The organism is Bradyrhizobium sp. AUGA SZCCT0160, from assembly GCF_018130105.1.
Taxonomy (GTDB): Bacteria; Pseudomonadota; Alphaproteobacteria; order Rhizobiales; family Xanthobacteraceae; genus Bradyrhizobium.
In genome coordinates this window covers 1-13,446 of the sequence record NZ_JAFCMD010000010.1, presented here as the reverse complement: position 1 = coordinate 13,446, position 13,446 = coordinate 1, and the positions used below count along the sequence as shown (strand labels likewise).

Here is a 13,446-nt window from a genome sequence, read left to right as displayed (position 1 = left end):
GACAGCGTTGGCTTGTTAGTTCTTGCTTCTGGCCTGCGTGCTCACTCTTTCACGGCTCCCGTCATGGCCGACACATAATGCTCGACGAAGAAGGCGTAAAGGATAACCAGCGGCAGCGAGCCCGCCAGCGCACCGGCCATCAACGATCCCCAGCGATAGACGTCGCCATCGACGAATTCGTTGACGATCGCGACCGGCACCGTCTTGTTCTGCACCGAAGTCAGGAAAGTCAGCGCGTAGATGAACTCGTTCCAGCACAGCGTGAAGCAGAAGATGAAGGCCGAGATCAATCCCGGGATCGCCAGCGGCAGCACGATCTTGGTCAGGATCTGCCATCGGCTGGCGCCGTCGATCAGCGCGCACTCTTCCAGCTCGAACGGGATGGTCTTGAAATAGCCCATCAACAGCCAGGTCGAGAACGGGATCAGGATGGTCGGATAGGTCAGGATCAGCGCGAACGGTGTGTCGAACAGCCCATACTGGAACACCACGGTGGCGAGCGGAATGAACAGGATCGAGGGCGGCACCAGATAGGACAGGAAGATCAGCCCGCCAACCCACTGCGCGCCGCGATAGCGCAGCCGCACGATGGCGTAGGCCGCCAGCACGCTGGCGAAGATCGACAGCACGGTCGAGCAGACCGCCACATACATCGTGTTCCACAGCCAAAGCGGATAGTAGCTTCCGAACAGCAGCTTGTAGATGTGCTTGAACGTCGGATTCCAGGTCCAGAACGGATTGTACGTATTGAGGTCGAGCAACTGCTCGTCCGGCTTGATGGCGGTGAGCGCCATCCAGTAGAACGGGAACAGCAGCACGACCACGATGATCCCCAGCGGCATATAAAGCGTCACCAGGCGCCGCGGCAGCGACTCCAGATAGCTCATGCCGACGGAATGATCGTCGGCAGCCGCCGTTCGCGACGATCCCGACAACACCCCTTTGAGGTCGAGCCTCTGTGTGGGCAGATCAGTCATTGTTTTCACCTTGCTGCCACTTGCGGCGCTGCAGTCCGAACCAGGAGACCATGATCGCCGCCAGCAGGAACGGAATCATCGCATTCGAGATCGCGGCCCCCTCACCGAGAACGCCGCCGATGATCGCCCGCTGATAGGACAGCGTCGCCATCAAGTGCGTAGCATTGACCGGACCGCCGCGCGTCATCGCCCAGATCAACTGGAAATCGGTGAACGTGAACAGCACCGAGAAGGTCATCACGACGGCAATGATCGGCGTCAGCAGCGGATAGGTGATGAACCGGAACCGCTGCCAGCTGGTCGCACCATCGAGCGTCGCGGCTTCGTAAAGCGACGGCGACACCGTCTGCAGCCCGGCCAGCAGCGTGATCGCAACGAAGGGAACGCCGCGCCAGATGTTGGCGAAGATCACGCAGATCCGCGCCCAGGTCACATCGCCGAGGAAATTGATATTGTCGGTGATCAGTCCCATCTGCTTCAGCGACCAGGAAATGATCGAGAACTGCGAATCGAAGATCCACCAGAACGCCAGCGCCGACAGCACCGTCGGCACGATGAAGGGGATCAGCACCAAGGCTCGCAGCATGGCCTTGAACGGCATGTTCTCGTTCAGCAGCAGCGCGAGATAAAGACCGATCGCGAACTTGATGACACTGGCGACGGATGTGTAGAGCAGCGTGTTGAATACCGACAGCCAGAAGATCGAGTCGCCCCACAGCCACTCATAGTTTTCCAGGCCGACGAACGCGCCGGGCCTGCCGATGCGCGCGTCGGTGAACGAAATCCAGATTCCCAGCCCCAGCGGATAAGCCAGGAACAGAACCAGGAACACCATCGCGGGCAGCATGAACCAGAAGCCGAGATAGTTGCGGTTGGCCTTGATCAGGTCCCACCTCGACGCCTCGCGAATCGGCCGTCTGGCAGTCCGGGGTTGGAGGGCGACGTCAGCCATTGACAAAATCCCGCAAGTGTAACGGCCGTGGCGCCGTCTCGTCCTCGATAGCGAAGCATCCGGCAACTAACGGGCGGCATTTGCGTGCCGCCCGTAGCTGTTGTCATCAGCGATAGATGCGCTTCAGCTGCCGTTCGGCGATCGCAATCGCACCGGCGGCGGTCTCACGGCCGGTGCAATAGTTCGCGAACATATCGACCACCAGGAAGTCGGCGATCGCGGTCGCCGCCTTCTCGCCGGGGGTACCGATGCCGGAAGCCGGAAGCGCGCGCTTGCTGGCCTGGCCAAACACCGCGTTCTTCGGATCTGCCGTCCAGACCGGCGAGTTGTCGTAGGCGTTGAGCGTGTGGGTCAGATAACCGCGCGCGCCGGTCAGCCACTTGTCGTAGTTTTCCTTTTCCAGCATGAAGGCGATGAAGGCCTTGGCGGCGTTCGGATACTTCGTGAATTTGAACGCCAGGATCGGGACGCACAGCTGAAGTTCAGTCGGCTTGCCGATCGGACCGACCGGATACAGCGCGTGATAGGTGTCCTCGGTGAGCTCTTTCTTGGTCGGGTCATCCTTGGCCGCGACATAGATCGAGATGCCGTTGGCGGTGACATAGAGTTCGCCCGAGAGGTACGCCTTGTTATTGGAACCATCGTTCCACGACGCTGCACCCGGAATGAAGGTTTCCGAAAGCGCCTTGGTGTATTCCAGCGCCTTCAGGGTCTCCGGCGAGTTGATGATCACCTTGTCGCTCTTGTCGACGGTATAGGCGCCGTGACCCCAAAGGATCCAGTGCAGCCAGCCATTGGCGTCGCCGGTCGCATGGCCGAGCGCGAAGCCCGCCGGGGTATTGTTTTTCTTGAGCGCCTTGCACAGTTCAAGGAAGCCGGGGAAGTCCTTGGGAAACTCGCTGAAGCCCGCTTTGTCCACGGCAGACTTTCGATAGGTCATGTAGCCGCCGATGGTGGCGACCGGGATACCCAGCCAGTTGTTGCCCTGCTTACAGGTAATAGCCGCGGCTTCGGTCCATCCGCCGTATTTCTTGCCGAGATAATCGGCGACGTCGTTCAGCGGCATCACCTGGGTCGGGAATAGCTGCGGCAGCGTATGCAGGCCCCAGACGACATCCAGTCCGGAACCGGTATTCGCAGCGACGGACGCCTTCGGCTGCACGTCCTCAAAGGACTCGCTGAACACGTTCATCTCGGTGCCGGTCGCGGCTTTGAAGGCGGCGACCATGGCGTTGAAGGCATCGTCTTCCGCCGGCACAAAACGCTTCCAGCGCATCACCGTCAGCTTGGCGCCCGGCTCCGCTTTCCACGGCGAGGCTTGCGCCCAGGCCTTGGCGAAATCCAGCAGTGCAGGCCCGGTCAGCGCGCCAGCCGCGGCCATAGCAGTGCTGCCTTGAAGCAGCGAGCGGCGAGTAAAATCGTGCATGGTAGATCCTCCCCTGTGAATTTGATTTTGATTATGTTTTTTAGGCGTTCAGTCGCTTTCCTGTGGTCTCGTCAAACAGATGGACGAGCGCAGGATCTGGCTTCAGCCGGATCTTGTCGCCCGGATTGAATTGATGTCGCTCGCGGAACACGGCGACGACCTGTTCGCCGCCGAGCTTGGCGAAGACCTGGGTCTCCGAGCCGGTCGGCTCGACCACCACGATCTCGGCTTCGGCGCCGTCATCGGCGATGGTGAAATGCTCGGGCCGGACGCCGTAGACCGCCGGTTTACCTTCGGAGTTGGCCGGTGCCGACATCAGCGGCAGCCTGACACCGTTCGGGCCTTCGAAACCGGCGATGCCGTTCGACTTCACCTTGCCTTTGAGGAAGTTCATCGCCGGCGAACCGATAAAGCCCGCCACGAACTGGTTGGCCGGCGTATCGTACAGTTCGAGCGGCGTGCCCATCTGTTCGACGATGCCGTCATGCATCACCACGATTTTGTCGGCCATGGTCATGGCTTCGATCTGGTCGTGGGTGACGTAGACCGTCGTGGTGCGCAGGCGCTGGTGCAGTTCCTTGATTTCAGTGCGCATCGCGACGCGCAGCTTGGCGTCGAGGTTGGACAGCGGCTCGTCGAACAGGAACACCTGGGGATCGCGAACGATGGCGCGGCCCATCGCGACGCGCTGACGCTGACCACCGGACAATTGCCGGGGATAACGCTCGAGCAATGGGGTCAGCGCCAGGATTTCCGCGGCGCGCTTGACGCCGGTGGAGATCTCCTCAGGCTTGGCGCCGCGCAGCTTGAGCGAGAAGCCCATATTGTCGGCGACCGTCATATGCGGATAGAGCGCATAGTTCTGGAACACCATCGCAATGTCGCGCTCTTTCGGCTGGACATTGTTGACCACCTTGTCGCCGATCGAAATCGTGCCTGAGGTGATGTTTTCCAGGCCCGCGAGCATCCGCAGCAGGGTCGATTTGCCGCAACCGGAGGGGCCGACGAGCACGACGAACTCGCCGTCCTCGATCGGAATCGAAACGCCGTGCAAAACCTCAAAATTACCGAACGACTTTCGCACGTCGCGAATCTGTACCGACGACATCGGACTTCTCTCCCCTCAATTTCTGTTTTCTGACGCCATCGGATGTAAGATCGGCGCCACGCTGTCTTGTTCGACTCTAATGCCATACAGCCGAATTCAGCCAAGCATTATCATCCGCAGTTTGGCGGTTTTTAGCAATGCGATGGTAGCGCTGTCAATAATTGTTCATTTGTCTAGTTTCTTATGGTAAGAGCGCGGAATGGCACGAAAACCGACGAAGTCTGGCAAAATCCGCCTCACCGAGGTCGCCAAGCTGGCTGGCGTGTCGCCAATCACCGCATCCCGCTTCTTCAGAAACCCGGATGCGCTGTCGCTCGCCAAACGCGAACGCGTCGACAGCGCCGTAAAGGAACTGGGCTATGTGCCCAATCTGGCGGCGCGCGCGCTGGCCTCGCATCGCACCGAAGTCATCGGCGTCGTGATTCCGTCTTTGACCAACAGCGTGTTCGCCGACGTCTTGCGTGGCATTTACGATTCATCCGAGCAGAGCCGCTACAGCATCCAGTTGACCAATACGCGCTACAGCATCCTGCAGGAAGAGAAGATGTTGCGGCTGTTCCGGGCGCAGAAGCCGGCCGGATTGATCGTGACCGGCATCAACCAGACCGCGGAATCCCGCGCCATCCTGGAGACCATGGATTGCCCGGTCGCGCAGATCATGGAGATCGGCGACAGCCCGGTCGACATGATGATCGGCTTTTCGCATTATGATGCCGGTTTTGCAGCCATTTCGCATATTCTCGAGCAAGGGCGCCGGCGCATCGGCTTCCTCGGCGCGCGGATGGATCCCCGCGTGCAGCGGCGGTTCGACGGCTATCGCGACGCCATGAAGGCGGCCTCGCTGTTCGATCCAAACCTCGTCGTCACAACGACGGTGCCGACCACCGTGACACTTGGCGGTACGCTGTTCGCAGATCTCATTGCGAAGACGCCGGATATCGACGCGGTATTCTGCGTCAATGATGACCTTGCGCTCGGCGTGCTGTTCGAATGCCAGCGCCGCCAGATATCGGTTCCCGGCGAGATGGCGATTGTCGGCTTCAACGATCTGGAATTTATGGCTTCCGCCGTCCCTTCCCTCACCAGCGTGCGCACCAACCGCTACGAGATGGGCCGCCACGCGATCACCATGGTGATCGACGCGATCGAGGGTCGCCGGCCTCGGGAACCGGTCCTCGACCTCGGTTTTCAACTCATGATCCGCGAAAGTTCGACCCCGCAGACGGCTTGAGCCTTGTTTCGCTGGGCTCATGCGGGGTTGCATAGAAAATGGTAGCGCTGTCTTTTGGCGCGAACTAGGATCGAACAAGCGAGTCATGAATTGGATGCGCGGCCGCGTTTGCAGCGGATGAAATTTTGAGCATGGTGGAAATCGCTGCCGTGATGAGAGCCGCCCAAGAGAATTTCGAGACAGTTTGCAGCGCGGGAGGAACCAATGAAAAAAAATGACAACAATGGTGCCAGCAATGGCAAGGGACGGAGGCTTCGTTCCCTCGAGTGGTTTAACAACCCGCACAATCCGGGGATGACCGCGCTCTATCTGGAGCGCTATCTGAATTACGGCCTGACCCGGGAAGAACTGCAGTCCGGCAAGCCGATCATCGGCATCGCGCAGACCGGTAATGATCTGTCGCCGTGCAATCGCCACCATCTCGAACTGGCGCACCGGGTGCGCGAGGGCATCCGTATGGCCGGCGGGATTGCGATGGAATTCCCGGTGCATCCGATCCAGGAAACCGGCAAGCGCCCGACCGCGGCGCTCGACCGCAACCTCGCCTATCTCGGGTTGGTCGAAATCCTGTTCGGCTATCCGCTCGATGGTGTGGTGCTGACCACCGGCTGCGACAAGACCACCCCGGCGTGCCTGATGGCGGCCGCGACCGTCAATCTGCCCGCTATCGTGCTCTCGGGCGGCCCGATGCTCAACGGCTGGCATCAGGGCAAGCGCACGGGTTCGGGCACCGTGGTCTGGAAGGCGCGCGAAGAACTGGCCGCCGGCGACATCGACTACGAGCAGTTCATGAATATCGTGGCCTCCTCCGCCCCCTCAGTCGGCCATTGCAACACCATGGGCACGGCCTCCACCATGAATTCGCTGGCGGAAGCGCTCGGCATGTCGCTGCCGGGCTGTGCGGCGATCCCCGCGCCCTATCGCGAGCGCGGCCAGATCGCCTACGAGACCGGCAAGCGTATCGTCGAGATGGTCTGGGAGGATCTCAAGCCGTCCGACATCCTGACCCGCAAGGCGTTCGAGAACTGCATCGTGGTGAATTCGGCGATCGGCGGCTCGACCAACGCACCGATCCATATCAACGCACTGGCGCGCCATATCGGCGTCGAATTGTCGATCGACGACTGGCAGAAGCATGGCCACGACGTTCCCTTGATGGTGAACATGCAGCCGGCCGGTTTCTATCTCGGCGAGGAATACCACCGCGCCGGCGGCCTGCCCGCCGTGGTGCGCGAATTGATGGCGCACAAGCGCATCCACGAGGACGCCAAGACCGTCAACGGCCGCACCATGGGTGAGAATTGCCGCGAGGCGGCCAAGCCCGATGGCGACGTGATCTGGAGCTATGACAAGCCGCTGGTGAAGGACGCCGGCTTCCTGGTGCTGCGCGGCAATCTGTTTGATTCCGCGATCATGAAGACCAGCGTGATCTCCAAGGAATTCCGCGACCGCTATCTGGTCAATCCGAAGGATCCCAACGCGTTCGAAGGCCGGGCCATCGTGTTCGAGGGTCCCGAGGACTATCATGACCGGATCGACGATCCCGCGCTCAATATCGACGAGCACTGCGTCCTGTTCGTGCGCGGCACCGGTCCGATCGGCTATCCCGGCGGCGCCGAGGTCGTGAACATGCAGCCGCCGGCGGCGCTGATCAAACGCGGCATCCTGTCCCTGCCCTGCATCGGCGACGGCCGGCAGTCCGGCACCTCGGGCTCGCCGTCGATCCTCAACGCCACGCCGGAGGCCGCCGCCAATGGCGGGCTTGCGGTGCTCAGGACCGGCGACAAGGTTCGCATCGACCTCAACAAGGGCTCCGCCAATATCCTGATCCCGGACGCCGAATTGAAGCAGCGCCATGCCGATCTCAAGGCCAATGGCGGTTTCAAATATCCGGCCAACCAGACGCCGTGGCAGGAACTCTATCGCTCGACCGTCGGCCAGCAAGCCACCGGCGCCTGCATGGAGTTCGCGACGCGCTATCAGGACATCGCCGGCACGGTCGGTGTGGCGCGGGATAATCATTAAGCTGCAATGTCATTGCCGGGCTTGACCCGGCAACCCATCCCTCTTGAGAAGATGGATACGCGGGTCAAGCCCGCGTATGACACCGAAGATAATTCGCTAAGGTTCAAAGGAAGAAGAAGATGTCTGATCGACTGAAGGGAAAGCGCGCTGTCGTCACCGCCGCGGCGGCGGGCATCGGGCGTGCCTGCGCAATTGCATTCGCGCGTGAAGGCGCCACCGTCATCGCCACCGACATCAATGAAAGCGGCATCGCCACCCTCGGCAAGGAAGGCATTGCCGAGACGGCACGGCTCGACGTTCGCAGCACCGCCGATGTGAACGCTTTCGCCAAGCGCGTTGGAAAGATCGACATCCTGCTCAATGCGGCGGGCTTCGTGCACCACGGAACCATCATGGAGTGTTCGGAAGAAGACTGGGATTTCTCGTTCGACCTCAACGTCAAATCCATGCACCGGACCATCAAGGCGTTTCTGCCGTCCATGATCGCGGGCGGCGGCGGTAGCATCGTCAACATCTCGTCCTGCGCGGCGCTGCGGCCGCCGGCCAACCGTTATGTCTATAGTGCGTCCAAGGCGGCGGTTTCGCTGCTCACGCGCGCGGTTGCGCTCGACTTCATCAATCAGGGCATCCGCTGCAACAGCATCTGCCCCGGCACCGTGGAGACACCTTCGATGCTCGATCGCGCGGCCGCCGCCGGCCCGGATGGACGCGAGAAGTTCGTTGCCCGCCAGAAGATGGGCCGCCTCGGTACCGCAGAGGAAATCGCGGCCATGGCGATCTATCTTGGGAGCGACGAAAGCGCATTCACCACCGGCGTCGACCTCGTCGTCGATGGCGGCTACATGCTCTAACGGCCACGCGATCAAGGGATTCCGGCATGAACAAGATCGATCTGAACGGCCGCTGCGCCGTCGTCACCGGCGGCGCGCAGGGTTTTGGCCGCGCGATCACCGAACGCTTCGTGGCGTCCGGCGCGAAAGTCGCGATCTGGGACAACGACCTGCCGTTCGCGGAAAAGACGGCCAAGGAAATCGGCGACAATGTCAGGGCATTCAAGGTCGACGTTTCGGATCTGGCCGCCGTCGAAAGCGCACGCGAGGCGACGCTGAAAGCGTTCGGCAAGATCGACATCCTCGTCAACAATGCCGGCATCACCGGTGCCAACAAGACCGTCTGGGAGATGGACCTCGGAGACTGGCGCAAGGTGATGGCCATCAACCTCGACGGTCCCTTCATCTGCTGCAAGGCCGTGGTGCCGGCGATGCTCGCCAACAAATACGGCCGTATCGTCAACATCGCCTCGATCGCCGGCAAGGAAGGTAATCCGAACGCCGCGCATTATTCGGCGTCCAAGGCCGGTGTAATCGCGTTGACAAAATCGCTCGGCAAGGAGCTGGCGGCGCACGATATTCTCGTCAACGCCGTGACGCCGGCGGCCGCGAAGACCGCGATCTTCGATCAGATGACGCAGCAGCACATCGATTTCATGCTGGCGAAAATCCCGAAAGCCCGCTTCTTGCTGGTGCAGGAGTTAGCGTCGATGGTGGCGTGGCTGGCGTCGGAAGACTGCGCGTTCTCGACCGGCGCCGTGTTCGATATTTCCGGCGGCCGGGCGACCTATTGAAATGGGCACGATCCGGGAAGGCGGATGCCTGTGCGGCGCGGTCCGGTTCAAGACCGACGGCGAGCCGGTCAATATCCGGATCTGCCACTGCCGCAATTGCCAGAAGTCGATGGGATCGCCATTCTTTGCCCGCGCGCTGTTCGACCAGCGCGCGCTGACGGTCGAGGGCGACACTGCGGGTTATTTATCCTCGGACGCACTCGACCGGATGTTCTGCAAGGCCTGCGGCACCCGTCTGTTTTCCCGGCGAACCAACGGCACGGTGGTCGGCGTCGCGCTTGCCGCCTTCGACGACCGCAACACCTTTGCGCCGACCGAGCACATCTGGGTCTCGGAAAAGGTCGATTGGGTACGACTCGACGACGGCCTACCGCAATACCAGGAGACGGTTCCCCAGTGACGCCGACGTGCTAGGCTGAGCCCAGCACAGCGCGTGAATCGGGGCAGATCGATTGAACATCTCATTGTACGCCATATCGGTCTGGGTGCTGCCGGTCCTGCTCGCCATCACCCTGCATGAGGCCGCCCACGCCTTTGCCGCCTATCGCCTCGGCGACAACACGGCCTGGCAACTCGGCCGGGTCAGCCTCAACCCCTTCAAGCATATCGACCCGTTCGGGACCGTCATTCTCCCCGGCTTGCTGCTGCTGTCGCATTCGCCGTTCCTGTTCGGCTACGCCAAGCCGGTGCCGGTGAATTTCCGCAATCTGAACCATCCCCGGCTCGACATGGTCTGGGTCGCGCTGGCGGGCCCGGCCACCAACATCGTCCTGGCCGTGCTGGTGGCCCTTGCCTTCCATATCATGCCCCTGGTGCCCGCGAATGCGGCGCAATGGACCGCGGACAACCTCAAAAATGCGTTCCTGATCAATATCGTGCTGGCGATCTTCAACATGCTGCCGATCCCGCCGCTGGACGGCGGGAGGGTCGCGGTGGGGCTGCTGCCACGGGTGCTGGCTTACCCGCTGTCGCGGCTGGAACCCTATGGCATGCTGATCCTGATCGGCCTCCTGATCCTGCTGCCGATCCTGGGCAGCCAGCTCGGCCTAAATCTTGATGTTATTTCGGCAATACTGCGGACACTGACCGGCTATGTGATCCGTGCGCTTCTCTTTATCACGGGCAACGCATAAACCTTAGATAGAGAACGCCGGATACGGAGGAGTTGGCTTGGAGCCATGGTGATCAAAGCTGCCGACATGTTGATTGCACGACGCGCCGACACCCGCGCGAGGGCGGATTTTGCCACCTGGAAAATGCTCGCCAAGCTCAACGGCGCTTCCGCCCTGCCCGCCGAGGCGCAAGGTTTTCTCGTCAGCTACAAGCAGCTGCTCGAAAAGACGACGGATGCGGATGCTTCCGAGGCGACCATCCAGCTGATGTACAAGAGCTATTATGCGGAGATGGGCGGCGCCGGAACCCCGCCGGAAATTCCCACGCGATCCAGCGATCCCGCCGCCGACACCGGCAACGTCACCGCCTTTCGCCGGCCGCCTGCCAAGCCAAAGGCCGCTGCATCAGGACCGCAGGCAAAACCGCGGCTTCCGGTGGCGCTGATCTTTGCGTGCCTCGTTGTCGTCTATGTCGGCATCCGCTATTTCTGGCGATAGCCGCCCCTCGCGCAAGAAAGCGACATGAGCAACGAAGCAGATCCGCTTGCGCAGTTCGGGCTCGACGCGGTCGATCTCAGATGGACGTTGCGGGACATTGCCGGAAGGCGATCGTTCAACAAGGATCATTTGGCGAAACTGATCGAGCTTGACCTCGTCGCAATGCGTGGAGACGCCCCGTACCTGACGCCAAATGGGCAGACTGCGGCATGGGGCAAAGAGAGCTGACCGTGGCGCGGCATACGGTTGCAGGCGTAACGCGTGATTGCCGGGATGACGGTGACCTTCGCGGCCGTACGATGCCTCCGAGCTACGGCCTTCTATTCCAGGGCGGGATGATTTTGAATCCGCGCTGATCGACGCGATACGTTTTGCGTTTCAGTGGCATGCAGCGCCGGCGCGTGCCCGGAATTCACCGCGACATGGAATATTCCCTGCACGCACGATCCATCGCAGCAGCTAGGCGGCGAACACGATGCCGGGCATAATGGCGCTGCGAGTTTAGCCAAACATTCAAAAATATCCTTACGATTCCTTGGAGGGGAAATGAAGCGATCCATTGCAGCTTTGGTGATGACCACGAGCCTGGTATTTGCAGGTGCAGCGTTTGCGCAAACGCTCGACAAGGTCGTCAAGGTCGGAAGCCTCGGAGATCAATCGGGCCTGTACGCCGACATCGGCGGCCCCGGCTCCAGCGTCGCCGCGCAGATGGCGATCGAGGATTCCGGTTTGCTGGCGAAGGGCTGGAAGATCGAACTGATCTCGGCGGATCACCAGAACAAGCCTGATGTCGGCGTCAACATCGGCAAGCAGTGGATCGACGTCGAGAAGGTCGACGTGTTCGTCGATCTCGCCAGCTCCGGCGTCGGCCTTGCGATCTCCAACCTTGCCAAGGACAAGAACGTCGTCAATTTGAACTCCGGTTCGGCGTCGTCGGATCTGACCGGCGCGCAGTGCTCGCCGAACACGATCCACTGGGTCTACGACACCTGGATGCTGGCCAACGGCACCGGCAAGGCGCTGGTCAAGTCCGGCGGCGACAGCTGGTTCTTCCTGACGGCGGACTACGCCTTCGGTCACGCGCTCGAACGCGATACGGCTGCGGTCGTCACCGCCAATGGCGGCAAGGTGCTCGGCGGCGTCAAGCATCCGCTCAACAATGCCGACTTCTCCTCTTTCCTGCTGCAGGCGCAGAGCTCGAAGGCGAAGATCATCGGCCTTGCCAATGCCGGCGGCGACACCACCAACTCGATCAAGCAGGCGGCGGAGTTCGGCATCGTCTCCGGCGGGCAGAAGCTCGCGGGCATGCTGATGTTCATCACTGACGTTCACGCGCTCGGGCTGAAGGTCGCGCAGGGCCTGAACTTCACCGAGACGTTCTATTGGGACGCCAACGACAAGACCCGGGCCTTCACCAAGCGCTTCAACGAAAAGCACAAGAAGGGCCCGCCCACCATGGTGCAGGCGGGCGTCTATTCCTCGCTGATCCATTACTTCAAGGCGCTGGAAGCGCTCGGCGGCAACCCGCATGACGGCCGCGCGGTGGTCGCCAAGATGAAGGAAATGCCGACCGATGACGATCTGTTCGGCAAGGGTACGGTCCGTGCCGACGGCCGCAAGATCCATCCGGCCTATCTGTTCGAGGTGAAGAAGCCGGCGGATTCGAAATATCCGTGGGACTATTACAACCTGGTCGCCACCATCCCGGCCGCGGAAGCCTTCATCCCGCTCGACAAGAGCGTCTGCCCGATGCTGAAGAAGACCTGATCCGGCGGATCGTCCCAGGTGCAAAATGCCGGCGAGCGATCGCCGGCATTTTTGTTTGGGGCAACGCTTATTCTGATTCAATTTTCAAACAGCTAACCCTATTCGTCGTCCCGGGCTTGACCCGGGACCCATACGCCGCGGCAGTCATTGTTTGCAGAAGGTCTCTAACGCCACCGCTCTCACCGATGGGCCGCGGCGTATGGGTCCCGGCTCAAGGCCGGGACGACAGCGGTGTTTGTCATTGCACCATCATCCAAACGCAGTTTCGCATTCTCGCGGCGCGATGCGCCCGAGCTTTGCCAGAAACCTCCCGCCCTAAATACAGAGGGCGCAGGGAAGACCGGGTGCGCGCTGCACCCGCGGTCCCGTGTGCGGTTTGCACTAAGTAGGCTGCACACGAGCATACAGGGCAGCGGAGAACACCCGGCCTTCCCTGCGCAATGGCTTTACGGCTTATGCCGTGATCTCCCCGGAGACGAGTTCTTGGTTGACTCCGTCGCTGCCGTTCGGCTCTCGCCTACCCGACAGCTTGACACCTGCAACGGGCGCCAGGACCACACGGTTTTGCCGTACGCTTAGTCCGCGCCATCGTCTCAGCGCAAACCAGCGTCCACCGCAACCCGCCCAACGTCCGTGACGACGGCCGACGCCCTTCTGAGTAGGACGGGATGGCGATAGATGCGCACTGATTTGGGTCGGCCGACAACAGAAATATTTTCGATTTAC

13 protein-coding genes are annotated in these 13,446 nt (G+C 61.2%); 9 read left to right on the top strand and 4 right to left on the bottom strand.

Annotation, left to right across the window (positions count from 1 at the left end):
* Positions 1–41: 41 nt before the first annotated feature.
* The 4 genes from JQ558_RS17405 to JQ558_RS17390 all read right to left on the bottom strand — a co-directional run bounded on the left by JQ558_RS17405 (position 42) and on the right by JQ558_RS17390 (position 4,463).
* Entirely contained in the window at positions 42–977 is a 936-nt protein-coding gene (locus JQ558_RS17405; protein WP_212207837.1) for a carbohydrate ABC transporter permease, read from the bottom strand.
* Positions 970–1,929, bottom strand: a complete 960-nt coding sequence (locus JQ558_RS17400; protein WP_192739721.1) for a carbohydrate ABC transporter permease — start codon at positions 1,927–1,929, stop codon at positions 970–972. Before JQ558_RS17400 ends, JQ558_RS17405 begins: the two co-directional genes overlap by 8 nt.
* 106 nt (positions 1,930–2,035) lie before the next feature.
* Entirely contained in the window at positions 2,036–3,355 is a 1,320-nt protein-coding gene (locus tag JQ558_RS17395) for an ABC transporter substrate-binding protein (RefSeq protein ID WP_212294371.1), read from the bottom strand.
* 40 nt (positions 3,356–3,395) lie between these two features.
* Positions 3,396–4,463, bottom strand: coding sequence for an ABC transporter ATP-binding protein (locus JQ558_RS17390; RefSeq protein ID WP_212272701.1), 1,068 nt, complete (start codon positions 4,461–4,463; stop codon positions 3,396–3,398).
* A gap of 199 nt (positions 4,464–4,662) precedes the next feature.
* Between JQ558_RS17390 and JQ558_RS17385 the strand changes: the two genes are divergently transcribed.
* The 9 genes from JQ558_RS17385 to JQ558_RS17345 all read left to right on the top strand — a co-directional run bounded on the left by JQ558_RS17385 (position 4,663) and on the right by JQ558_RS17345 (position 12,720).
* Positions 4,663–5,694 carry a LacI family DNA-binding transcriptional regulator gene (locus tag JQ558_RS17385; RefSeq protein ID WP_212034179.1) on the top strand — a complete coding sequence of 344 codons (1,032 nt, stop codon included), beginning with the start codon at positions 4,663–4,665 and terminating at the stop codon, positions 5,692–5,694.
* A 204-nt stretch (positions 5,695–5,898) separates the two neighbouring features.
* Complete coding sequence (locus JQ558_RS17380; protein ID WP_212294370.1) at positions 5,899–7,719, top strand: IlvD/Edd family dehydratase; 1,821 nt, start codon at positions 5,899–5,901, stop codon at positions 7,717–7,719.
* Positions 7,720–7,838: 119 nt separating this feature from the next.
* On the top strand, positions 7,839–8,570 hold the full coding sequence (locus tag JQ558_RS17375; RefSeq protein ID WP_212207833.1) for an SDR family oxidoreductase: 732 nt from the start codon (positions 7,839–7,841) through the stop codon (positions 8,568–8,570).
* A 26-nt stretch (positions 8,571–8,596) separates the two neighbouring features.
* Positions 8,597–9,343, top strand: coding sequence for an SDR family NAD(P)-dependent oxidoreductase (locus tag JQ558_RS17370; protein ID WP_212207832.1), 747 nt, complete (start codon positions 8,597–8,599; stop codon positions 9,341–9,343).
* Between the two features lies 1 nt (position 9,344).
* On the top strand, positions 9,345–9,743 hold the full coding sequence (locus JQ558_RS17365) for a GFA family protein (protein ID WP_212207831.1): 399 nt from the start codon (positions 9,345–9,347) through the stop codon (positions 9,741–9,743).
* A 52-nt stretch (positions 9,744–9,795) separates the two neighbouring features.
* The gene (locus JQ558_RS17360; protein ID WP_212034184.1) at positions 9,796–10,476 is read left to right on the top strand and encodes a site-2 protease family protein; all 681 of its coding nucleotides are present in this window, start codon (positions 9,796–9,798) and stop codon (positions 10,474–10,476) included.
* Between the two features lie 48 nt (positions 10,477–10,524).
* Positions 10,525–10,953: a hypothetical protein gene (locus tag JQ558_RS17355; RefSeq protein WP_312015000.1), complete on the top strand. Its 429-nt coding sequence runs from the start codon at positions 10,525–10,527 to the stop codon at positions 10,951–10,953.
* 24 nt (positions 10,954–10,977) lie between these two features.
* Complete coding sequence (locus JQ558_RS17350; protein ID WP_212207830.1) at positions 10,978–11,181, top strand: hypothetical protein; 204 nt, start codon at positions 10,978–10,980, stop codon at positions 11,179–11,181.
* Positions 11,182–11,499: 318 nt separating this feature from the next.
* On the top strand, positions 11,500–12,720 hold the full coding sequence (locus JQ558_RS17345; RefSeq protein ID WP_212294369.1) for an ABC transporter substrate-binding protein: 1,221 nt from the start codon (positions 11,500–11,502) through the stop codon (positions 12,718–12,720).
* Positions 12,721–13,446 lie beyond the last annotated feature (726 nt).